The organism is Streptomyces sp. NPDC093221, from assembly GCF_044753885.1.
In the GTDB taxonomy this organism is placed as follows: domain Bacteria; phylum Actinomycetota; class Actinomycetes; order Streptomycetales; family Streptomycetaceae; genus Actinacidiphila.
The window spans coordinates 1,217,091-1,238,646 of record NZ_JBIVOA010000001.1 but is presented as its reverse complement, the minus strand read 5'-3'; the positions used below and the strand labels follow the sequence as shown (position 1 = coordinate 1,238,646).

The following is a 21,556-nucleotide window of genomic DNA, read 5'->3' as shown; positions in this document are numbered from 1 at the left end:
ACGTCTGTGCGCCTATGCGCCTGTACGTCGTCGGCCGCCTCAGTTCTTGCGGTGGCCGATCAGCCGCGGCTTGGGCTCTATGCCCGCCAGGCCGTTCCAGGAGAGGTTCACCAGGTGGGCGACGACCTCGGCCTTCTTCGGCTTCTGCGCGTCCAGCCACCACTGGCCGGTGAGCGCCACCATGCCGACCAGCGCCTGCGCGTACATCGGGGCGAGCTTGGGGTCGAAGCCGCGCCGCTTGAACTCGTGGCCGAGGATGTCCTCGACCTGGGTGGCGATGTCGCTGATCAGCGAGGCGAAGGTGCCGGTGGACTGGGCGACGGGTGAATCGCGCACCAGGATGCGGAAACCGTCGGTGTACTGCTCGATGTAGTCCAGCAGCGCGAAGGCGGCCTGTTCCAGCAGCTCCCTGGGGTGGCCGCCGGTGAGGGCGCCGGTCACCATGTCGAGCAACCGGCGCATCTCACGGTCGACGACGACGGCGTAGAGCCCTTCCTTGCCGCCGAAGTGCTCGTACACCACCGGCTTGGAGACGCCCGCCTTGTGGGCGATCTCCTCGACCGAGGTGCCCTCGAAGCCGCGTTCGGCGAAGAGCGTGCGGCCGATGTCGAGAAGCTGCTCGCGCCGTTCCTTGCCGGTCATACGGACCCGGCGGGCGCGCCGGGCGGTGGGTCCCGCCACGCCTGAGGCCGTGGCCGGACGTGAGCCCGACTTCGCACCCGAATCCGTACCCGAGGCCCTGCCGCTTCCGCCGTCGCCGTTCGATCCGCTGCCGTCGCTCACGCGTCAATCATGCCGCTTCACTGATGTTTTCCTTACGGCGGGCCGCGATACGGTCCGCGCTCGGCCAGCGGACGTCGGTGGCCCAGCCGAGCTGTTCGCACCAGCGGATGATCCGGGCGCTGGAGTCGACCTGGCCGCGCAGCACACCGTGCCGGGCGGAGGTGGGGTCGGCGTGGTGCAGATTGTGCCAGGACTCGCCGCAGGACAGCACCGCCAGCCACCACACGTTGCCGGAGCGGTCACGGGACTTGAAGGGGCGCTTGCCGACCGCGTGGCAGATCGAGTTGATCGACCAGGTGACGTGGTGCAGCAACGCCACCCGAACGAGCGATCCCCAGAAGAACGCGGTGAACGCGCCGTACCACGACATGGTGACGAGGCCGCCGACCACCGGCGGGATGGCCAGCGAGATCACGGTCCACAGCCAGAAGTCGCGCGAGATGCGGCGGATCGCGGAGTCCTTGATCAGGTCGGGCGCGTACTTCGCCTGCGAGGTCTGCTCCTCGTCGAACAGCCACCCCATGTGGGCCCACCACAGGCCCTTCATCAGCGCGGGCAGCGTCTCGCCGTACCGCCACGGGCTGTGCGGGTCGCCCTCGGCGTCGCTGAACTTGTGGTGCCTGCGGTGGTCGGCCACCCAGCGCACGATCGGGCCCTCGACGGCCATCGATCCGGCGATGGCGAGCGCGATCTTCAGGGGGCGGTTGGCCTTGAACGAACCGTGGGTGAAGTGCCGGTGGAAGCCGATGGTGATGCCGTGGCAGCCGAGGAAGTACATGCCGATCATGAGGCCGAGATCCAGCCAGCTCATGCCGCGGCCCCAGGCGAGCGGGATGGCCGCCACCAGCGCCACGAAGGGGATGCTGATGAACAGCAGCAGCGCGATCTGCTCGATCGACCGCTTGCTCTCACCACCGCGGGTGGCGCTGTTCAGCGCGTCTTCCTGTCCCGAGGGCCCGGGTTCCCGGGACTCGGGCCTCACGTCCGTGTGCGTGGTCATGTCTGTCCCTTGGGGATCTGAGGGGGCTGGTTTCAGCCGGTCAAGCCCGTAACTTACGCCGCCGTAAGTATTGCAGCGGCCGACGACGAGCGACAGAACCACTTCATGCGGCCCGTCGTGCGATCTCTACCCCGGATCTACGTCGCGTCCACCCCGGCTCGTACGGCATGATGGTGAAGTCCAGCCCGCCCGGCTCGCCAACGGGTCGAAAGCGCGGGTTGATCCGCCGTGGTGTAATTGGCAGCACTGGGGCTTTTGGTGCCTTATGTCCGGGTTCGAGTCCTGGCGGCGGAGCACCTCACCGGGGCCCCGGCCGGTCCGGCCGGGGCCGCCCGGCGTCCATCCGGGAACCCGTCGGTATCCTGCGGATGTCCAGCACCCGAAGCCGAGGAGTCTCCTCACGTGAGCCCGAACCGTCCGGCTGCCGTCGTCGTCCTCGCCGCGGGTGAGGGCACCCGCATGAAGTCGGCCACCCCGAAGGTCCTCCACCCCATCTGCGGCCGTTCCCTCGTCGGCCATGTGGTCGCCGCCTCCCGCGAACTGGCGCCGCAGCACCTCGTGGTGGTCGTGGGCCACGCCCGCGAGCGGGTCACCGAGCACCTCAACGGCATCGACCCGCAGGCGCTCACCGCCGTGCAGCACGAGCAGAACGGGACCGGGCACGCGGTCAGGATCGGCCTGGACGCGCTGTCCGCGCAGGGCGTCGTCCTGGACGGCACCGTGGTGGTCACCTACGGCGACACCCCGCTGCTCACCGCCGAGACCCTGCACACCCTGGTCGGCGCGCACGAGGGCGACGGCAACGCCGTGACGGTCCTCACCGCGAAGGTGCCCGACCCCACCGGCTACGGCCGGATCATCCGCTCCTCCGACGACCGGGTCACCGCGATCGTCGAGCAGAAGGACGCCGGACCGGCCCAACTGGCGATCGCCGAGATCAACTCCGGGGTCTACGCCTTCGACGCGGCCCTGCTCGCCGACGCGCTCGGCAAGATCACCACGGACAACTCGCAGGGCGAGGAGTATCTGACCGACACCCTCGGCATCCTGCGCGAGGCCGGCCACCGCGTCGGCGCGTACGTCGCCCCCGACCACCGCGAGATCGCCGGGGTGAACAACCGGGTGCAGCTCGCCGAGGCCCGCCGGGTGCTCAACGACCGGCTGCTCCACCGCGCCATGCTGGACGGCGCCACGGTCGTCGACCCCGCCTCCACCTGGGTCGACGTCGACGTCCGCTTCGAGCAGGACTGCCTGGTGCACCCCAACACCCAGCTCCTGGGCGCCACCAGCGTCGGCGCGGGCGCCGAGGTCGGCCCCAACTGCACGCTCACCGACACCGCGGTCGGCCCCGGCGCGCGGGTGTCCAACACCGTCGCCGACCAGGCCGAGATCGGCGAGCAGGCGACCGTCGGCCCGTACGCGTATCTGCGCCCCGGCGCCAAGCTCGGCCCGAAGGCCAAGGCGGGCACGTACGTGGAGATGAAGAACGCCTCGATCGGCGAGGGCACCAAGGTGCCGCACCTCAGCTATGTGGGGGACGCCACGATCGGCGAGTACACCAACATCGGCGCCGCCAGCGTCTTCGTGAACTACGACGGCGAGGCCAAGCACCACACCACCATCGGCAGCTACTGCAAGACCGGCTCCGACAACATGTTCGTGGCGCCGATCACCGTCGGGGACGGCGCGTACACCGCCGCCGGATCGGTGATCACCAAGGACGTTCCCGCGGGGTCCCTGGCCGTCGCCCGCGGTCAGCAGCGCAACATCGAGGGCTGGGTGGCGCGCAAGCGTCCCGGCAGCGCCGCCGCCGAGGCCGCCGAACGCGCACAACGAGGAGACACGCCGCAGGGCGAGTGAGGGACGTCTCATCCGGGCCTCTTGAGGTGCACAGATGCGCCGGTTGGGGCGTACCGTGTGGCTTGCACACAATTCCGCCAGCACGCCTAACCGAAGGCGACGCTGTGCCGAACACCAGTCGAAAACTCCAAGGAGACGGTGCAGTGACCGGGATCAAGACGACCGGTGAGAAGAAGCTGATGCTCTTCTCCGGCCGCGCCCACCCCGATCTGGCGGAGGCGGTGGCACACAGTCTCGGAGTCGGCCTGGTGCCGACCAAGGCTTTCGACTTCGCCAACGGCGAGATCTATGTGCGGTTCCAGGAGTCGGCCCGCGGCGCGGACTGCTTCCTCATCCAGAGCCACACCGCTCCCATCAACAAGTGGATCATGGAGCAGCTCATCATGCTCGATGCTCTCAAGCGGGCCTCCGCCCGGAGCATCACCGTGATCGTGCCCTTCTACGGCTACGCCCGGCAGGACAAGAAGCACCGCGGCCGTGAGCCGATCTCGGCCCGGCTGATGGCGGACCTGTTCAAGACCGCGGGCGCCGACCGCATCCTCACGGTCGACCTGCACACCGACCAGATCCAGGGCTTCTTCGACGGCCCGGTCGATCATCTCTTCGCCCTGCCGGTGCTCGCGGACTACGTGGGCGCCAAGGTCGACCGCGCCAAGCTCACGGTGGTCTCCCCGGACGCCGGCCGGGTACGGGTCGCCGACCGCTGGTGCGACCGGCTCGGCGCGCCGCTGGCCATCGTCCACAAGCGCCGTGACCCCGACGTCGCCAACCAGGTGAAGGTCCACGAGGTCGTCGGTGACGTCAAGGGCCGGGTCTGCGTCCTGGTCGACGACATGATCGACACCGGCGGTACGATCTGCGCCGCCGCCGACGCGCTGTTCGCCAACGGCGCCGAGGACGTCATCGTGACCGCCACCCACGGTGTGCTCTCCGGGCCCGCCGCGGACCGGCTGAAGAACTCCCGGGTGAGCGAGTTCATCCTCACCGACACCCTGCCGACCCCGCGCGAGCTGAACCTCGACAAGATCACCGTGCTGTCCATGGCGCCGACCATCGCCAACGCGGTGCGCGAGGTGTTCGAGGACGGCTCGGTCACCAGCCTGTTCGAGGACTCCGAGCACTGAGCTAGATCGATTTCTCCCGGGGCCTCCCCGCCGGTTACGCTGTCCGCGTTGCTCGGCGAGGGAGGCCCCGGTTTTTCCGGCGGACCTCCGTTATCGGCGCGCTCCTCGTAACGGTCTCCGCGCAAGCGGGGGTGAGTCGTGGAACGGCCCGTCGTGGGTCGGGCGACCGTATGACCCCCCTTTCGCGTACCGAGTTTTCCGCATCGAGGAGTTGAGCATCATGGCCGAGGTCAAGATCGCCGCAGAGCCGCGCACCGAGTTCGGCAAGGGCGCCGCCCGCCGCGTGCGCCGCGCCCACCAGGTCCCCGCCGTCATCTACGGTCACGGCGCCGACCCGCAGCACGTCACCGTCCCCGGCCACGAGCTGCTGCTCGCGCTCCGCACCGCGAACGTGCTGATCTCCCTCCAGCTCGACGGCAAGACCGCGCTGGTCATCCCCAAGGCGGTCCAGCGCGACCCGCTGCGCGGCACCATCGAGCACGTCGACCTGCTGTCCGTGAAGAGCGGCGAGAAGGTCACCGTCGAGATCCCGGTGCAGACCGAGGGCGAGCTGGCCGTCGGCGGCAACCTGCTGGAGCACGTGCTCAACACGCTGCCCGTCGAGGCCGAGGCGACCCACATCCCGACCGCGGTCACCGTCTCCATCGAGGGCCTGGAGGCCGGCGCCTCCATCCTCGCCAAGGACATCACCCTGCCCAAGGGCTCCACCCTGGCGATCGACGAGGACGCGGTCGTCATCCAGGTCGTCTCGGCCCAGGCCGAGGCCGCCGACGTGGCGGGCGACGAGGCCGCCGAGGGCACCGAGGACGCCGCCGCCGAGGCGTAGTCCCCCGCGCTCCCCCGGTCCTCGCGCGCTTATGCGCTCGTGTGCTGACGTGCTCGTGTGTTGACGTGCTCATGTGCGTACGCTCACGTGCCCGCGCGCTCGCGTGCTGACGTGCTGACGTGCTCGCGTGTGACCCCGGCCGCCGCCGCACCCTCACGGAGTGCGGCGGCGGCCGTTTTCCCGGTACGAAGTCGGCGACACGGAGTCGGAGACGTGGATGAGTGACACCTCAGGGCCCTGGCTGGTCGCGGGCCTCGGCAATCCGGGCCCCGAGTACGCGGGGAACCGGCACAACATCGGCTTCATGGTGGCCGATCTGCTCGCCCAGCGGGTCGGCGGCAAGTTCAAGCGCGCGCAGAAGGCGCAGGCCGTGGTCGTGGAGGGCCGGATCGGCCCGCCCGGTCCCGCGAACCAGCGGGTGGTGCTGGCGAAGCCCCAGTCGTACATGAATCTGTCCGGCGGCCCGGTGACCGCGCTGCGCGACTTCTACAAGGTGCCGACCGAGCGGATCATCGCCGTCCACGACGAGCTGGACATCGACTTCGGCACGCTGCGGCTCAAGCTGGGCGGCGGCGACAACGGTCACAACGGCCTCAAGTCGATGACCAAGTCGATGGGCCCCGACTATCTGCGGGTGCGCGCGGGGATCGGCCGTCCGCCGGGCCGGATGGACGTGGCGGCCTTTGTGCTCAAGGACTTCTCGTCCACCGAGCGCAAGGAGCTGGACTGGTTCGTGGACCGGGCGGCGGACGCGGTCGAGGCGCTGATCACCGAGGGCCTGGAGCGCGCGCAGAGCACGTACAACACCTGACCGGACGCGCGACCGGTCAACCGCCGGACACGGCGCTCACCCTTGTCGAGGGCGAGCGCGTACCGAGGTTGACCGGACGGCATGCGATGGCCAAAGATCGCCCGCATGGTGAAACGCAGCCGTTCCCGCCGGATGGCCGAGGGCACCTGGGGGCTGGTCCTGCTGGCCCGGGTGGTGGGCGGGTGGGCGCTGGTGCTGCTGCTCCTGGCGTCCGGCGCCTGGGACTCGTGGAAGACCGCGCAATACGTGGTGCTCACCAAGGGGCACGAGCACGGCACGATGACGCTGACGAACTGCGGCGACTCCACCTGCACCGGACCCTTCGCGCCGAAGGGGTCGGCCGTCGCCCGCCCGAAGGTGGTCATCAGCCTGCCGGTCACACACCATGTCGGCGACCGTGTGCCGGTCGTGGTGAAGCCCGGGACGAACACGGTCGTACGGTCCGACTGGGGCGGCCTGTTCTTCTCCTGGGTGCCGCTGGCCGGAGCCCTGCTGCTGGCCGCGGTCGTGGCCGGCGGGGCGCTGCGGATGCGGCGCACGGCGTGGACGCTGGCGGCGCTGGGGGCGGCGCTTATCGGTGCGGCCTTCCTGCTGCTGTAGGACGCGTGGGGGTCGTCGGGCACGCTCGCCCGACGCCCCCCTCGCGCGGACGTCAGGCTCTCATCGCCGTCGGCTCCAGGAACTCCAGCCGGTTGCCGACCGGGTCCTCGGAGTAGAAGCGGGAGTGGCCCGGCAGGTCGTCGTCCCAGACGACCTTGGCGCCGCGCGCCTGGAGCTCCTTGCCGAAGGCGTGGATCCCGGTGACGCGGATGCCCGGGTGGGCCTTGCGGGCGGGCCTGAAGTCCTCCTCGATCCCTAAGTGCAGCACCGCGTCCCCCGCCGCGAACCAGCAGCCGCCGCGCGCCGCGAGCACCGGCGGCTTGGTCAGCTCGGCCATCCCCAGCACCCCGACGTAGTACGCGCGCAGCGCCTCCTCGCTGCCCGGCGGCGCGGCGAGCTGGACGTGGTCGACCCCCGCGATCCCGAAGCCGTCGGCGCCCCCCGCCGTCCCCCCTGCCGCTCCCCGCGTCACGCCGCCGCCTCCTGCCCCTGTTTGCGCGCGACGGTGAAGATCCGCCGGAAGGGGAAGACCGTCCCGTGCGGGCCCGGCGGGTACGCCTTGCGCAGCAGGTCGCGGTACTGGCCGACGAATTCCGTCACCGCCCCCCGGTCGCCGTCCAGCGCGGTCAGCACCGGCCGCAGCACGGTGCCCTTGGTCCACTCCAGCACCGGGTCCTCGCCCTGGAGCAACTGCACATACGTCGACTCCCACACATCGGCCGCGCAGCCCAGTTCGGTCAGCCGCTCCAGATAGTCGGCCGGGCTGAGGATGTGGACGTAGCGGCGGCCGTGTCCGTCGAGCCGGTCGCGCCACCGCGGGGTGTCGCACAGCTCGCCCAGCAGCGCGTGGCTGGGCGCGGTGAAGTTGCCCGGCACCTGGAAGGCCAGGGTGCCGCCGGGCGTGATGTGGTCGAGCCAGCCGGGGAAGCGGTCGGCGTGGCCGGGCACCCACTGGAGCGCGGCGTTGGAGACGATCAGGTCGAAGGACTCCTCGGGCGCCCAGTGCGCCGCGTCGGCCTGCCGGAAGTCCAGCTCACCGCCGCCCGCCGTGGGTCCCGCGTACCGCGCCGCCGCGTCCAGCATCTCGCGGGAGCTGTCGAAGCCGGTGATCCGGGCTCCGGGCCAGCGGTCGGCGAGCAGCGCGGTGACATTGCCCGGACCGCACCCGATGTCGGCGATCCGGGGCGCGTCGCCGCCCGGCAGGTCCTGGATACGGGTCAGGAGGTCGAGGAAAGGGCGGGTGCGGTGGGTGGAGTGCCGGAGATACTGTTGCGGGTCCCACGTTGGCGCTGCGTGCATCGTCGTACTCCCTGGCTTTTCATAGCCGGCTGCGCACAGCCGCTACCGAAACGGAGGGCGAGGTTCTGCCCTCTGGTCGGTGTCCAGGCTCCTCCGACATATCTCTTGAAGTCAAGAGGCTTCATATCAAGAGACTTCATATCGACAGACCTACTACACTGAGCGCATGGAGGACGAGGTCGACCGGCTGGTCGCTGCATGGCGCCGAGAGCGCCCCGACCTCGACGTGGAGCCGCTGGAGGTGCTCAGCCGGGTCAGCAGACTCGCCCGGCACCTCGACCGCGCGCGGCGGCTGGCCTTCGCCGAGCACAGTCTCGAACCGTGGGAGTTCGACGTGCTCACCTCGCTGCGCCGCGCCGGACCGCCGTACCAGCTCTCGCCGGGCCAGCTCCTGACCCAGACGCTGGTCACCTCCGGCACGATGACCAACCGGATCGACCGGCTCGCCCAGCGCGGGCTCGTCGAGCGGCTGCCCGACCCCAGCGACCGGCGCGGCGTGCTCGTCCGGCTCACCGTGGAGGGCCAGGAGCGCGCGGACCAGTCACTGGCCGGACTGCTCGCGCAGGAACGCGCGATCCTGGGCGAGCTGTCCGCCCGGCAGCGCGGTGAACTGGCCGGGCTGCTACGACAGTTGACCGCGCCTTTCGACAACGTCCCCGGCTGACGGCACCAGCTCCACCGGCCCCACGCCCGCCCTGCGGGCCAGCGCGACCGCCGCCAGCGTCGAGTGCACGCCGAGCTTGCCCAGCACATTCTGCATATGGGTGCGGACGGTGTGCGGCGACAGGAACAGCCGCTCGGCGACGGCTTTGCGGCCCAGGCCCGCGACCATGCAGCGCAGCACCTCCTGCTCGCGCGGCGTCAGCGACTCCACCAGCCGTTCGCTCTCGGTGCGGTGCCTGCGGGCGGCCGTCAGCTCGCGCAGCACACCGGTCAGCAGCGCGGGCGGCAGATGCGTCTCGTCGCGCAGCACGCCGCGTACGACCGCGAGCAGCCGTGACAGCGAGCAGTCCTTGGCGACCCACCCCGACGCCCCGGCCTGGAGCGCGCGGGCCGCCCTGCGGGCGTCGTCCCGCTCGGCCAGCACGACGGTACGGGTCCCCGGATACTCGGCCCTGACCCGTTCCACCAGCGCCAGGCCGTCCAGGACCGGTTCCTGCTCGACCGGGATGCGCGGCACCGCCGCGAGCGTCACCGGCGGTCGCGGACCGTCCCCCAGATCGGCGTCCACCAGCAGGACGTCGTAGCGCCGGTTGTCGGCCGCCGCGCGGTCCAGGCAGCGCTGAGCGGCCGGGCCGCTCCCCGCGGCCGAGACGTCGACGTCGGGCTCCGCCGCGAGCGCGGCGGCAAGCGACTCGGCGAAGATGCGATGATCATCGACGACGAGAACGCGGATTCGTCCCACGGGTACCACTCCCGGTGTTGGGCACTCCCCCAGTGGCGGGGCGGCATTCGCGCGGGATCCGGCACCCGGATCGGGACCGCCGACCCTCCCCGGGTGCCGAACCCCTTGCGTCTCGCCCCCTGATGCACGCCGGCCCCCACCGGCGCTGTCTCAAAAGCGTAGGGCGTCGCGCCCCCGTTAACACCGTCTTGACGGAAGTTCTCCGTCGCGGAATTCCGGATTCCCTCGTCTTGTGGTACCGGAGTGACCACGGTGACGGGAGCGGCCCCGCGCGCGCCGAACGGGCCGGTCCGCGCGTGCCGAGCTTCACACGGACCGGCCCGTCAGACAGCGGGGAACGGGAGCGGGGAACGGGATTTGAGCACGGGGTGGGAGAACGGGGTCTGGAAACCGGGTATGGAAACCGGGTCTGGGAACCGGGTTTGAGATCCGGGCCCCGCTAAACCAGCCGGTGCGCTCCGGGGCCCGCCGTCGTCGGGAAGAGCCGGGCCGCCGGGAGGGCGGCCTGGATGGTCGCGGACAGCGCCGGGATGTCGGTGGCCTCCGCCAGGACGATGGCGGAGCCGCCGAAGCCGCCGCCGGTCATACGGGCGCCCAGGGCGCCGTTGGCGAGCGCGGTGTCGACCACGAGGTCGAGTTCGGCGCACGAGATCCGGAAGTCGTCGCGGAGCGAGACGTGCCCCGCGGTCAGGACGGGCCCGATCTCGCGGGTGCGCCCGGCGTCCAGAAGCGCGATGACCTCCTCGACGCGCCGGTTCTCGGTCACCACGTGCCGGGTGAGCCGCCGCAGCCGCTCGTCGGGGAGGGCGGCCAGCGCGGCGTCGAGCCCGTCGTAGGGGACGTCGCGCAGGGCGGGGACGCCGAGGGCCGCGGCGGCGGCCTCGCAGCCCGCGCGCAGTTCGCCGTACGCCCCGTCGGCGTGCGCGTGCTTGACGCGGGTGTCGACCACCAGCAGTTGCAGCCCCTGCGCGGCCAGGTCGAACGGCACCTGGCGCTGCGTGAGCCCGCGCACGTCGAGGTGGAGCGCGTGCCCCTGCGTACAGCAGGCGGACGCGGTCTGGTCCATGACGCCGACGGGCGCGCCGACGTAGGTGTTCTCCGAGGACTGGCAGAGCAGGGCCAACTCCTGGCGGGGCAGGTCCAGGCCGTGCAGTTCGGTGAGGGCCAGGGCGGTGACGACCTGGAGGGCGGCGGAGGACGAGAGCCCGCCGCCGACCGGCACATTGCTGTCGTAGTGGATGTCGGCGCCGCCGATGGCGTGGCCCGCCTGCCGCAGCGTCCACAGGACGGCCGCGGGGTAGACGGCCCAGCCGCCGGTCGTACCGGGAGCCAGTTCGTCGACGCGCAGTTCGACGATGCCGCCGTCCATGTCGGCGGAGTGCACGCGCAGCAGCCCGTCGTCGCGGCGGGCGACGGCCGCCCGGGTGCGGTGCGGGAGCGCGAACGGCATGACGTAGCCGTCGTTGTAGTCGGTGTGCTCGCCGATCAGATTGACCCGGCCGGGCGCCGCCCATATGCCCTCGGGCGCGCGCCCGAAGATGTTCTTGAACGCGATCTCGAACGCGGCTTCCGTCGTGGCTTCCGTCATCGTCCGTCCTCCCCCTGCGTCGGCGAGTGGTCCTGCGACAGCGACCGGGTGAAATTCCATGCGTCGCGGATGATCTCCGCGAGGTCGGTGCGGCTGGGCTGCCAGCCGAGCCGCTGCCTGGCGCGCTCCGCGGAGGCGACCAGTACGGCGGGGTCGCCCGCGCGGCGCGGCTCGTCGGTGGCCGGGATGGGGTGGCCGGTGACCTGGCGGGCGGTCTTGATGACCTCGCGGACCGAGAAGCCGTTGCCGTTGCCGAGGTTGCAGATCAGGTGCTCGCCCGCGGGCGCCTTGTCGAGCGCCAGCAGATGCGCCTCGGCCAGGTCCGCGACGTGGATGTAGTCGCGCAGGCAGGTGCCGTCCGGCGTCGGGTAGTCGTCGCCGAAGACCGAGACCGCGGGGCGGCGGCCCTGCGCGACCTGGAGGACCAGCGGGATCAGGTGCGACTCGGGGTCGTGCCGCTCGCCGTGGCCGCCGTACGCGCCCGCGACGTTGAAGTACCGCAGGGAGACGGCGGACAGGCCGTGTGCCGCGCACTCGCTGGTGATCATGTGGTCGACGGCGAGCTTCGTCGCGCCGTACGGGTTGGTGGGCGCGGTCGCCGCGTCCTCGGTGATGGGGATGGCGGTGGGCTCGCCGTAGGTGGCGGCGGTGGAGGAGAAGACGAGGGTGCGTACGCCGGAGTCCCGCATGGCGGCGAGCAGTTCGAGGGTGCCGCCGACGTTGTTGCGCCAGTACTTCTCGGGTACGGCGACGGACTCGCCGACCTGCGAGGAGGCGGCGAAGTGCAGCACCGCGTCATAGGTGCTGTCGAGCACCTTGTCGGCGTCCTGGACGCGGCCCTCGACGAAGTCGGCGCCCTTGGGCACGCCCGCGAGGAAGCCGGTCGACAGGTCGTCCAGCACCGTCACCCGGTGCCCGGCCTCCAGCAGATGGGCGGCGACGACCCCGCCGACGTATCCGGCGCCGCCGGTGACCAGGACCTTCTTGGGCCGGGCGGCCGTCTCCCGCTGGGCGGTCGTCGACTCGGTGCCCGCTCGCTCGGTGCTCACTGACTCGCTACCTCTCGCAGTCGCAACGCCGCGGACTCCGGCGGCACATCGTTGATGAAAGCGCCCATTCCGGACTCGGAGCCCGCGAGGAACTTCAGCTTGCCCGATGTGCGCCGGATAGTGAAAAGCTCCAGATGGAGCGCGAAATCGCGGCGGTCCGGCGCGTTGAACGGCGCCTGGTGCCAGCCGGAGATGTACGGGGTACGCGGCTGGCCCTCGCCGAAGATCCGGTCGAAGCGGCGCAGCAGCTCCAGATAGACCCGCGGGAACTCGGCGCGCGCGTCCTCGTCGAGGCCGAGCAGGTCGGGCACCCGGCGGTGGGGATACAGGTGCACTTCGTACGGCCAGTGCGCGGCGTACGGCACGAAGGCGGTCCAGTGTTCACCCGTGAGGACGATTCGGCGGCCGTCCGCGCGCTCGTCGGCGAGGACGTCGTCGAAGAGGTTGCGCCCGCCGGTGCGCTCGCGGTGCTCGGCGAGCGAGCGCAGCATCAGGGCGGTGCGCGGTGTGACGAACGGATAGGCGTAGATCTGGCCGTGCGGGTGGCCGAGGGTGACGCCGATCTCCGCGCCGCGGTTCTCGAACGGGAAGACCTGCTCCACGCCGGGCTGCTGGCCCAGGTCGCGGGTGCGGTCGGTCCAGGCGTCCAGCACCAGGCGGGCGGAGCCGGGGCTCAGGTCGGCGAAGGACGCGTCGTGGTCGGGGGTGAAGCAGACCACCTCGCAGCGGCCCGCGTCACCGGCCAGCGAGGGGAAGCGGTTCTCGAAGACGACCACCTCGTAGTCGCTGTCCGGGATCTCGCTCAGCCGGCCCTCGCGCGAGGGGCACAGCGGGCACTCGTCGGCGGGCGGGTGGTACGTACGGCCCTGCCGGTGCGAGGCGACGGCGACGGTGTCGCCCAGCAGCCGGTCGGCGCGCAGCTCGGACTCGGTGGCGACGGGCTCCAGCGGACGGCGGTCCACGGCGTCGCGCACGACGTCGTCCCTGGAGTCGTAATAGATCAGCTCACGGCCGTCGGCGAGCCGGGTCGTCGTCTTCTTCACCCTTGAGGCCCCTCATCACAAGCACTCAACATAATCAAACACAAGGAACCACAAAATAACAGCCCGGTCAATGGGGACTCCGGGAAGATGCTTGAAACAGGTTGATTGTGGTGGTAAGTGTCCGCGCACGCGAGAGCGGGGCGGCACCTCCTGTCCGGAGGTGCCGCCCCGCGTGCGGAAGACGTGCGGAAAACGTGTGGGAAAAGGGGGTGCTGGGATCGGTGCGTCAGCCCGCCGCGCCGGGACCGGCCGCGGAGGACTGCGGGAACGGCGCGGACGCCGGGGCGCCTTCGGCCGCCGCGCGGTCCAGCAGGCCGGTACGGGCGGCCAGGGCGGCCGCCTCCAGCCGGGAGCCGACCCCCAGCTTCATCAGGACGCGCTGCACATGCGTCCGCGCGGTGCTCGGCGCGATCCGCATGCCCGCCGCGATCAGCCGGGTGTCCTCGCCCTCCGCGACCCGCACCAGGACCTCGATCTCGCGCGGTGTCAGCATCTCCAGCAGCCGCGCGCCCTCGTCGTCCGGCTGCCGCGCGGGGTTGAGCAGTTCCGCGAAGGCGCCCTGGAGGAGCGTCTGCGCCACCGCGACCTCCCCGGCCCGCGCCTTGGCCATCGCGCGCTCCACGCCCTCGATGCGCTCGTCGTGGCGTACGTAACCGGAGGCGCCGGCCGCGAAGGCCGCCGCGATGCCGCGCGGGTCGGGCACCGGTCCGAGGACGACCACCGCGACCGCCGGGCGCTCCCGCTTGATCCTGGCCACCGCGTCGAAGGCGCCCGGCTCGGCCGGTGCGGCCGTACCGTACAGGCACACCTCGGGAGACCTGCTCAGTACCAGTTCCGCCGCGCCCGCCGCGGGCGCCGCCGCCGCGAGCACCCGGTGCCCGCGCAGCTTCAGTGCCGAGGCCAGCGCCTCGGCGAGCAGGCGGTGGTCGTCAACGACCACGAGCCGTACGCCCATGTCGGGTATCCCCTATCCCCCCGGGGTCCGGACCACTGCCGACCCCGACCCCTACGCATACCGCCCTAGGCGGCGAAGCTACACGCATCCACCACCGGCCGCGCCCCCTATCGAACAGAAGGTTCCGGCGAATCCGGAATTACCGTAGCTCGTCAGCCGAAGGTCACCAGATAGGTCTGGTCGGACGAGGAGGCGTACACCGTGCGCGTCGCGATGATGAAATGACCGTCGTGCCAGACGGGGTAGCTGCGCATCGCCGACACGTTCAGCTTCTGCGAGGCGTCGGTGTCGAACTGCGCGTAGGTGGTGAGCGCGCCGCTGGCCGGGTCCAGGGTCACCAGACGGCCCTGCACGTCGTAGTCGGCGGGCTCGTACGCGAGCAGCTTGCCGTCCTCGATCGCCAGGCCCTGGATGTCGTGCTTGCTGTCGGGCTTGGCGATCCACTTCTGCTTGCCGTCGCTCAGGTTGAACGCGACGATCCCGCTGAGCACCTGGCCGTTGCTGTCGTGCTTGCTCGTCAGCGACAGATAGAGGGTGTCACTGCTGACGATCACATTGTGCACGGCCTGCATCTCGGTGCCGTCCGTGCTGATGTCGTACTTGTCGGTGCCGAGCGAGACCCGCGACTGGAGACGGCCGTCGACGATCGTCGCCACGTCCGTCTGCCTCTCGCCCTCGGTGCCGAGCACCACCACCACCGGGTCGGTGGAGACGACGGCCGAGACCTTGGTGCCGACCGGCGCCGTCCACGACCATTTGGCGCTGCCGTTGTTGTCCGGATCGATGACCTGGACCTTGTACGTCTTGTAACCGCAGTTGACGATCGCCACGAACTGCTTGCCGCCCGCGTAGCCGTCGTCCTCGCAGTCACCGTTGCCCGACCGCCACAGCACCTTCTGGGTGCTCAGCCGGTAGCCGATCGAGCCCTCCAGCCAGTCCACGCCGAGCGTGTCGCCGCTGATCGCCATCTCGCTGTAGTCGAAGTCCGCCTTCTCCGAGCTGCCGACCGGCAGCTTCGCCGTCCACACCGCCCTGCCCGCCGCGAGATCGATCACCATGACCTGCTCGCAGTTGGCGCCGAACTGGACGGCCGTCAGGTTGTTGTTGGAGTCGCGCGCGGCCGTGCAGTCGCCGCTCGACGGTGTCGGTACGGTCCACGCCACCGCGCCGGTGCCCAGGTCGTAGCCGACGACCTTGTCGATCTCGTTCTTCACCACGTACTTGTCGGTGAACCAGACGCCGAGGACGCTCTTCAGATTGTCCTTCGACGCCACCGGGTCCGCGGGCTTGTCCCACTTGTACGACAGTGTCGAATTGTGCGTCTTGGCGGTGTTCGTACCGCCGTTGGCGCCACCGGCGTTGGCCTGCGGCTTGGGCGCCGGGTCGTCGCCGCCGCCGCTCTTGGTCGCGAAGTACACACCGCCGCCGATCACCAGCACCGCGGCGACGACCGCCGCGACGATCACGATCAGCTTGTTGTTCGACGAGCCGCCTGAGGGGGCGGGGTAGCCCGAGGGTCCGGGCCCGTACGGCGGCTGTTGCTGCTGCGGATAGCCGTACGCCTGCTGCTGCGGGACCTGGCCGGGCTGCGGGTAGCCGTACTGCGGGGGCGGTGCCTGCCCCTGCGGCACCTGGCCGGGCGGCGGGGGCGGGGGCGGCACCTGGCCGGGCGGCGGCGGAGGTCCCTGCCGGCCGCCGTACTGCTGCTGCGGGAAGGCCGGTTGGGTGGGCGCCTGCGCGTACGGGTTCTGGCCGGGGGGCACCGGCTGCGCGTACGGGTTCTCGTTACCGGGAACCGGGCCCGCCTGGCCCGGGTATCCGTAACCACCGCCGGGCGGCGGCGGGTTTCCGGGGGGCGGCGGGGGCGGCTGCGACATCAACAGGTCCTTCGGGCACAGGTGAATCAGGGACGGATGAACGGAAATTCTTTCTATCACCCGCCCCCACCACCCCCTCGGGGAGCGGCCCGACCGTTACCTGGCCGCTACACGTCTTCACACGTCGAGGGATTCTGCTTCACCTGCGAAGGGGTGTTACCCGCCCCAGGTGAAGGGGTGTTACCCGCCTCATGTGAAGGGGTGTTACGCGTCCTCCGCCAACTCCAGCCAGCGCATCTCCAGTTCCTCGCGCTCCTCGCGCAGCGCGCGCAATTCGGCGTCCAGGGAGGCGACTTTCTCGAAATCGGTCGCATTGTCGGCGATGCCGGTGTGCAGCTTCGCCTCGCGCTGGCCGAGTTTGTCGAGCTGCCGCTCGATGCGCTGGAGTTCCTTCTTCGCCGCGCGGGTGTCGCCCGTGGGCTTGTCCTTGGCGGGCGCCGGGGCGGGCGCCGCGGCCTCGGCGACCCGGCGGCGGCGCTCCAGGTACTCGTCCACCCCGCGCGGCAGCATGCGCAGACTGGCGTCGCCGAGCAGCGCGAAGACGCGGTCGGTGGTGCGCTCCAGGAAGTACCGGTCGTGGCTGATCACCAGCATCGAGCCGGGCCAGCCGTCGAGCAGGTCCTCCAGCTGGGTGAGCGTCTCGATGTCGAGGTCGTTGGTGGGCTCGTCCAGGAACAGCACATTGGGCTCGTCCATCAGCAGCCGCAGGATCTGGAGCCGACGGCGCTCACCGCCGGACAGGTCGCCGACCGGCGTCCACTGCTTCTCCTTGGTGAAGCCGAACTTCTCGCAGAGCTGCCCCGCGGTCATCTCCCGGCCCTTGCCGAGGTCGACGCGCTGCCGCACCGACTCCACGGCCTGGAGCACCCGCCAGTTCGGGTCCAGCTCGGCGACCTCCTGGGAGAGGTAAGCGAGCTTCACCGTCTTGCCGACGACCACTTTGCCAGCCGCCGGCTGCTGGTCGCCGCCGGTCGCCGCGGCCTCGGCGAGCGCCCGCAGGAGTGAGGTCTTGCCCGAGCCGTTGACGCCGACCAGGCCGACGCGGTCGCCGGGGCCGAGCTGCCACGTCAGGTGCTTCAGCAGCACCTTGGGGCCCGCTTGGACTGTCACATCCTCCAGCTCGAAGACGGTCTTGCCGAGGCGGGAGTTGGCGAATTTCATCAGCTCCGCGGTGTCGCGCGGCGGCGGCACGTCGGCGATCAGCTCGTTCGCCGCCTCGATGCGGAAGCGCGGCTTGGAGGTGCGGGCCGGGGCGCCGCGGCGCAGCCAGGCCAGCTCCTTGCGCATCAGATTCTGCCGCTTGGTCTCCTCGGTGGCCGCGATCCGTTCCCGCTCGGCGCGCGCGAACACGTAATCGCTGTAGCCGCCCTCGTACTCGTACACCGAGCCGCGCTGCACGTCCCACATGCGGGTACAGACCTGGTCGAGGAACCAGCGGTCGTGGGTGACGCAGACGAGCGCGGAGCGGCGGGTGCCGAGGTGGCCCGCCAGCCAGGCGATGCCCTCGACGTCGAGGTGGTTGGTCGGCTCGTCGAGGACCAGCAGGTCCTGCTCCTCGATCAGCAGCTTCGCGAGCGCGATCCTGCGCCGCTCGCCGCCGGAGAGCGGGCCGATGACGGTGTCCAGGCCGAGCGGGAAGCCGGGCAGGTCCAGGCCGCCGAACAGGCCGGTCAGCACGTCGCGGATCTTCGCGTCGCCCGCCCACTGGTGGTCAGCGCGGTCGCCGATCACCTCGTGGCGCACGGTCGCGGCCGGGTCGAGGCTGTCGCTCTGCGTCAAGACGCCCAGTCGCAGCCCACCCTGGTGGGTGACGCGGCCGGTGTCCGGCTCCTCCAGCTTGGCGAGCAGCCGGATGAGGGTGGTCTTGCCGTCGCCGTTGCGGCCCACGACGCCGGTGCGGTCGCCTTCGGAGACGCCGAGGGACACGGATTCGAGCAGCGCTCGCGTGCCGTATGTCTTGCCGACGGCTTCGACGTTGACCAGGTTGACGGCCACTCTCGTACGCTCCAGGGGTTCGCGGGGGTTCTGCTTCAGCGTAGTGCGGCGCGGTGAGGTGCCGGTTCCGGGTGGTGCCCCGGCGGTCAGGGGGCGGGGACGACGGTCGCGCCGGGGGCCGGGGAGGCGGCCGGGCGGGCGGTGCGGCAGGTGCCTGACGCGGTGAGGGTGACCGCGATCTTGGCGGCGGTGTCGGCGTCCGGCGCGAGGAAGGCGCAGGTGGGTCCCGAGCCGGAGACCAGCGCGGCGAGCGCGCCCGCGTCCGTGCCGGTCGCCAGGGTGTCGGCCAGCGCGGGCCGCAGGGACAGGGCGGCGGCCTGGAGGTCGTTGACCAGGACGGCGGCGAGCGCGTACGGGTCGCCGGTGCGCAGCGCGTCGATCAGGGCGGGGTCGGCGACGGGCGCCGGTACGTCGTCGGTGGTGTCGCCCGCGCCGGACTCGCGGCGCAGGCGGTCGCACTCGCGGTAGACGGCCGGGGTGGACAGGCCGCCGTCGGCGACGGCGAAGACCCAGTGGAAGGGGCCCGCCACCTCCAGCGGCGTGAGGATCTCGCCCCTGCCCTCCCCCAGCGCAGCGCCGCCGACCAGGCTGAACGGCACGTCGCTGCCCAGCTCCGCGCAGATCGCGAGCAGGTCGGCGCGCGGGGTGTTCAGGCCCCACAGGGTGTCGCAGGCGAGCAGCGCCGCCGCCGCGTCCGCGCTGCCGCCCGCCATGCCGCCCGCCACAGGGATGTCCTTGGTGATGTGCAATCCCACAACGGGATCGACGCCATGGTGCGCGGCGAGCGCGACCGCCGCCTTGGCCGCCAGATTGGTGGCGTCCAGCGGGATGTTGTCGGTGTCCGGGCCGGACGCGGTGATCGTCAACGCGTCGGCGGGCACTGCTGTCACATGGTCGTACAGGCCGACCGACAGAAAGACGTTCGCCAGGTCGTGGAAACCGTCGGGGCGGCGACCACCGACCGCGAGCTGGACGTTGACCTTTGCGGGCACGCGGACGGTGACGGGTGCGGCGGTCACTGCTGGCTCCCTTGCGAGGGTGGTGCGTACGGAGGGCGGTCCGCCGGGCGCGGCGGATTCACGGGGTGGAGATTCACGGGCTGGGGATTCACGGGCTGGGGATTCGCGGGCGGCGGGTACGGGCGGCGGCGGGTTTACGGTGCGGCGGCGTCAGACCGCGGGCTTGTGTTCGGCCGCGGGCTTGTACTCGGCGACGGCGGCGAATTCCTCCACCGTCAGCTCCTCGCCCCTGGCCTGCGGGGAGACCCCTGCGGCCACCAGCGCGGCCTCGGCGGCCGGGGCCGAGCCCGCCCAGCCGGACAGCGCCGCGCGCAGCGTCTTGCGGCGCTGGGCGAAGGCCGCGTCGACGGCGGCGAAGACCTCTTCGCGGGTGGCGGTGGTCTTCGGCGGGTCACGCCGGGTCAGCGAGACGAGACCGGAGTCGACGTTGGGCGCGGGCCAGAACACATTGCGGCCGATGGAACCGGCGCGCTTGACCTCCGCGTACCAGTTGGCCTTCACCGACGGCACTCCGTACACCTTGTTGCCCGGCCCCGCGGCCAGCCGGTCGGCGACCTCGGCCTGGACCATCACCAAGGTGCGCTCGATGCTCGGGAAGGCGGCGAGCATGTGCAGCAGGACGGGCACCGCCACGTTGTACGGCAGATTCGCCACCAGGGCGGTGGGCGGCGGCCCCGGCAGTTCTGTCACCCGCATCGCGTCGCTGTGCACCAGGGCGAAACGGTCCGCCCGGTCCGGCATGCGCGCGGCGACGGTCGCGGGCAGCGCTGCGGCCAGCACGTCGTCGATCTCGATCGCGGTGACCCGGTCGGCGGCCTCCAGCAGCGCGAGGGTGAGCGAGCCGAGTCCGGGACCGACCTCGACGACCGCGTCCTCGGGGCGCACCCCGGCGGTCCTGACGATCCGCCGCACCGTGTTCGCGTCGATGACGAAGTTCTGCCCGCGCTGCTTGGTGGGGCGCACCCCCAGTGCCGCGGCCAGTTCACGGATGTCGGCCGGTCCGAGGAGGGCGTCGGGATCTGTCGTACTCACACCCGCAAGAGTACGGGGCGGCCGGGGCCGCCCTCGCGGACCGGACCTAGGGCCTGTCCGGCCCTAACCGCCCAGGTGCCGCCCGCAGACCGGCCAGGGGGCCGCGCCGCGCTGGACGTACAGCTTCTTGGCCCGGTAGGTCTGCTCGGCGGCGGGGGCGTCCTGGGGGCGGCCCTGGCCGCCGATGCTGTGCCAGGTGTGCACGTCGAACTGGTAGAGCCCGCCATAGGTGCCGGTCGCGTCCACCGCGTCGGGTCTGCCGCCCGCCTCGCACTGCGCGAGGCCGCCCCAGTTGAGGCCGTCGGCGCCCGTGACGGCGGTGGGCAGCGGTCTGGTGCCGACGCGTACGACCTCGGTGACCGGTTCGCGCGCGGTCACCGACTCCACGACGCGCGGGCGCTCCCGGACGCCGTTGACGGTGCGGTAGGCGTAGGTGACGCGGCGGACGCCGTCGCGGCCCGGCCGGTCCACGGCCTCGGTGCCCTGCGCGAGCGTCGCGTCGGTGTGCTTGCGGGTGCGGAAGGGGATCGGTTCTTCGCGGGTCTCCTGGTGGCCGGAGATCCGCAGCACCGAGACGGTCTGGCCGTCGCGGGGGAAGCTGTCGGCGTCCACGGAGGTGGCGTCCTGGCCGCCGAGGGTGACGCCCGCGTCCGCGACGGCCTGCCGGACGGTGGCGGCGTTGGTGCGCACGGTGTGCTCGCGGCCGTCGGCCAGGACGGTGACCGTACGTTCCGTGCGCACGTCGAGGAAGAGGCCGTGGCGGCCGATGGACGCGTCGCGGGAGGCGTTGAGATACGCGCCCTCGGCCCGTACTCCGAGCTGCCGCAGCGCTTCCGCGACGGTCTTGCCGGTCGTCCACACCCGCTGGTGACGGCCGTCCACGGTGAGCGTCAGCGGACGGCCGTAGCGGACCACCACGTCGTCGCCGTCGTGCAGCGCCTCGCCCGGCGCCGGCGCCACGATGTCGTGGTCGCCCACCTCGACGCCCTGCTCGTGCAGCACGTCGGCCACGTCGTCGGCGAAGGTGTGCAGCGTGCGCGGCCGACCGTCCACGGTCAGCCGTACCGCCTTGTCGGCCAGCACGTACGCGCCGGTGCCGCCCGCCAGGACCGCCATCACCAGCGCCCGCGGCACGATCGCGCGGCCGGTCCGCCGGACGGCGGCCGCCGGACGGGCGGCGGCTCGGTGTGTGCCCTGCGTATTGCTCACGACGGCTCGCTCCACGGCTGCGGGGTTCCGGTGCGGGGAACCGGGAACGTAGCCGACTTGTCGCCACCGGCCAAGCCCTCG

20 protein-coding genes and 1 tRNA gene are annotated in these 21,556 nt (G+C 71.5%); 7 read left to right on the top strand and 14 right to left on the bottom strand.

Going from position 1 to position 21,556, the window contains the following annotated elements:
- Positions 1-39: 39 nt before the first annotated feature.
- Positions 40-642 carry a TetR/AcrR family transcriptional regulator gene (locus ACIQCJ_RS05600; protein ID WP_188282429.1) on the bottom strand — a complete coding sequence of 201 codons (603 nt, stop codon included), beginning with the start codon at positions 640-642 and terminating at the stop codon, positions 40-42.
- A 148-nt stretch (positions 643-790) separates the two neighbouring features.
- Entirely contained in the window at positions 791-1,783 is a 993-nt protein-coding gene (locus ACIQCJ_RS05595; RefSeq protein ID WP_391051661.1) for a fatty acid desaturase, read from the bottom strand.
- A gap of 222 nt (positions 1,784-2,005) precedes the next feature.
- Here ACIQCJ_RS05595 and ACIQCJ_RS05590 point away from each other — a divergent pair.
- The 6 genes from ACIQCJ_RS05590 to ACIQCJ_RS05565 all read left to right on the top strand — a co-directional run bounded on the left by ACIQCJ_RS05590 (position 2,006) and on the right by ACIQCJ_RS05565 (position 7,004).
- A tRNA-Gln gene (locus ACIQCJ_RS05590) sits at positions 2,006-2,077 on the top strand.
- 108 nt (positions 2,078-2,185) lie between these two features.
- On the top strand, positions 2,186-3,643 hold the full coding sequence (gene glmU, locus ACIQCJ_RS05585; protein ID WP_391051663.1) for a bifunctional UDP-N-acetylglucosamine diphosphorylase/glucosamine-1-phosphate N-acetyltransferase GlmU: 1,458 nt from the start codon (positions 2,186-2,188) through the stop codon (positions 3,641-3,643).
- A gap of 143 nt (positions 3,644-3,786) precedes the next feature.
- A complete protein-coding gene (locus ACIQCJ_RS05580) occupies positions 3,787-4,767 on the top strand; it encodes a ribose-phosphate diphosphokinase (RefSeq protein ID WP_355337998.1) in 981 nt (326 codons plus the stop codon).
- 220 nt (positions 4,768-4,987) lie between these two features.
- Positions 4,988-5,593: a 50S ribosomal protein L25/general stress protein Ctc gene (locus ACIQCJ_RS05575; RefSeq protein WP_402710774.1), complete on the top strand. Its 606-nt coding sequence runs from the start codon at positions 4,988-4,990 to the stop codon at positions 5,591-5,593.
- A gap of 217 nt (positions 5,594-5,810) precedes the next feature.
- Entirely contained in the window at positions 5,811-6,404 is a 594-nt protein-coding gene (gene pth, locus ACIQCJ_RS05570; protein WP_355337992.1) for an aminoacyl-tRNA hydrolase, read from the top strand.
- A 108-nt stretch (positions 6,405-6,512) separates the two neighbouring features.
- The gene (locus ACIQCJ_RS05565; protein ID WP_391162558.1) at positions 6,513-7,004 is read left to right on the top strand and encodes a hypothetical protein; all 492 of its coding nucleotides are present in this window, start codon (positions 6,513-6,515) and stop codon (positions 7,002-7,004) included.
- Between the two features lie 52 nt (positions 7,005-7,056).
- On the opposite strand, the gene ACIQCJ_RS05560 is transcribed toward ACIQCJ_RS05565, so the two are convergent.
- Both ACIQCJ_RS05560 and ACIQCJ_RS05555 read right to left on the bottom strand, forming a co-directional pair.
- A complete protein-coding gene (locus tag ACIQCJ_RS05560; RefSeq protein WP_391162315.1) occupies positions 7,057-7,476 on the bottom strand; it encodes a glyoxalase in 420 nt (139 codons plus the stop codon).
- Positions 7,473-8,303, bottom strand: coding sequence for a trans-aconitate 2-methyltransferase (locus ACIQCJ_RS05555; protein ID WP_402710773.1), 831 nt, complete (start codon positions 8,301-8,303; stop codon positions 7,473-7,475). The genes ACIQCJ_RS05560 and ACIQCJ_RS05555 overlap by 4 nt, the downstream gene beginning before the upstream one ends.
- 166 nt (positions 8,304-8,469) lie before the next feature.
- On the opposite strand from ACIQCJ_RS05555, the gene ACIQCJ_RS05550 reads away from it, so the two are divergent.
- Positions 8,470-8,967: a MarR family transcriptional regulator gene (locus ACIQCJ_RS05550; RefSeq protein WP_355337983.1), complete on the top strand. Its 498-nt coding sequence runs from the start codon at positions 8,470-8,472 to the stop codon at positions 8,965-8,967.
- Here ACIQCJ_RS05550 and ACIQCJ_RS05545 read toward each other — a convergent pair.
- The 10 genes from ACIQCJ_RS05545 to ACIQCJ_RS05500 form a co-directional block, all read right to left on the bottom strand.
- On the bottom strand, positions 8,926-9,708 hold the full coding sequence (locus ACIQCJ_RS05545; protein WP_188282377.1) for a LuxR C-terminal-related transcriptional regulator: 783 nt from the start codon (positions 9,706-9,708) through the stop codon (positions 8,926-8,928). The two genes, ACIQCJ_RS05550 and ACIQCJ_RS05545, sit on opposite strands and share 42 nt — an antisense overlap.
- 439 nt (positions 9,709-10,147) lie before the next feature.
- Positions 10,148-11,296 (bottom strand): galactokinase, encoded by a 1,149-nt coding sequence (gene galK / locus ACIQCJ_RS05540; protein WP_402710772.1) that lies wholly within the window; start codon positions 11,294-11,296, stop codon positions 10,148-10,150.
- Entirely contained in the window at positions 11,293-12,273 is a 981-nt protein-coding gene (gene galE / locus ACIQCJ_RS05535) for a UDP-glucose 4-epimerase GalE (protein WP_402710866.1), read from the bottom strand. The genes galK and galE overlap by 4 nt, the downstream gene beginning before the upstream one ends.
- 68 nt (positions 12,274-12,341) lie before the next feature.
- The gene (galT, locus tag ACIQCJ_RS05530) at positions 12,342-13,388 is read right to left on the bottom strand and encodes a galactose-1-phosphate uridylyltransferase (protein ID WP_401310334.1); all 1,047 of its coding nucleotides are present in this window, start codon (positions 13,386-13,388) and stop codon (positions 12,342-12,344) included.
- A 226-nt stretch (positions 13,389-13,614) separates the two neighbouring features.
- The gene (locus ACIQCJ_RS05525; protein WP_391162317.1) at positions 13,615-14,343 is read right to left on the bottom strand and encodes a LuxR C-terminal-related transcriptional regulator; all 729 of its coding nucleotides are present in this window, start codon (positions 14,341-14,343) and stop codon (positions 13,615-13,617) included.
- A gap of 152 nt (positions 14,344-14,495) precedes the next feature.
- Positions 14,496-16,220 (bottom strand): hypothetical protein, encoded by a 1,725-nt coding sequence (locus ACIQCJ_RS05520; protein ID WP_402710771.1) that lies wholly within the window; start codon positions 16,218-16,220, stop codon positions 14,496-14,498.
- A gap of 204 nt (positions 16,221-16,424) precedes the next feature.
- Positions 16,425-18,215, bottom strand: coding sequence for an ABC-F family ATP-binding cassette domain-containing protein (locus ACIQCJ_RS05515; protein WP_355337968.1), 1,791 nt, complete (start codon positions 18,213-18,215; stop codon positions 16,425-16,427).
- A gap of 86 nt (positions 18,216-18,301) precedes the next feature.
- A complete protein-coding gene (locus tag ACIQCJ_RS05510; protein WP_402710770.1) occupies positions 18,302-19,234 on the bottom strand; it encodes a 4-(cytidine 5'-diphospho)-2-C-methyl-D-erythritol kinase in 933 nt (310 codons plus the stop codon).
- 150 nt (positions 19,235-19,384) lie between these two features.
- Complete coding sequence (gene rsmA / locus ACIQCJ_RS05505) at positions 19,385-20,266, bottom strand: 16S rRNA (adenine(1518)-N(6)/adenine(1519)-N(6))-dimethyltransferase RsmA (RefSeq protein ID WP_402710769.1); 882 nt, start codon at positions 20,264-20,266, stop codon at positions 19,385-19,387.
- A gap of 63 nt (positions 20,267-20,329) precedes the next feature.
- Positions 20,330-21,475, bottom strand: a complete 1,146-nt coding sequence (locus tag ACIQCJ_RS05500) for a ubiquitin-like domain-containing protein (protein ID WP_402710768.1) — start codon at positions 21,473-21,475, stop codon at positions 20,330-20,332.
- Between the last annotated feature and the right edge of the window lie 81 nt (positions 21,476-21,556).

What these genes read in the sequence shown, in the direction of transcription:
- ACIQCJ_RS05525 (WP_391162317.1), bottom strand. Translation starts at nt 14,343, where the DNA reads ATGGGCGTACGGCTCGTGGTCGTTGACGACCACCGCCTGCTCGCCGAG.
- galK (WP_402710772.1), bottom strand. Translation starts at nt 11,296, where the DNA reads ATGACGGAAGCCACGACGGAAGCCGCGTTCGAGATCGCGTTCAAGAAC.
- ACIQCJ_RS05600 (WP_188282429.1), bottom strand. Translation starts at nt 642, where the DNA reads ATGACCGGCAAGGAACGGCGCGAGCAGCTTCTCGACATCGGCCGCACG.
- ACIQCJ_RS05550 (WP_355337983.1), top strand. Translation starts at nt 8,470, where the DNA reads ATGGAGGACGAGGTCGACCGGCTGGTCGCTGCATGGCGCCGAGAGCGC.
- ACIQCJ_RS05520 (WP_402710771.1), bottom strand. Translation starts at nt 16,220, where the DNA reads ATGTCGCAGCCGCCCCCGCCGCCCCCCGGAAACCCGCCGCCGCCCGGC.
- ACIQCJ_RS05555 (WP_402710773.1), bottom strand. Translation starts at nt 8,303, where the DNA reads ATGCACGCAGCGCCAACGTGGGACCCGCAACAGTATCTCCGGCACTCC.
- ACIQCJ_RS05575 (WP_402710774.1), top strand. Translation starts at nt 4,988, where the DNA reads ATGGCCGAGGTCAAGATCGCCGCAGAGCCGCGCACCGAGTTCGGCAAG.
- ACIQCJ_RS05595 (WP_391051661.1), bottom strand. Translation starts at nt 1,783, where the DNA reads ATGACCACGCACACGGACGTGAGGCCCGAGTCCCGGGAACCCGGGCCC.
- pth (WP_355337992.1), top strand. Translation starts at nt 5,811, where the DNA reads ATGAGTGACACCTCAGGGCCCTGGCTGGTCGCGGGCCTCGGCAATCCG.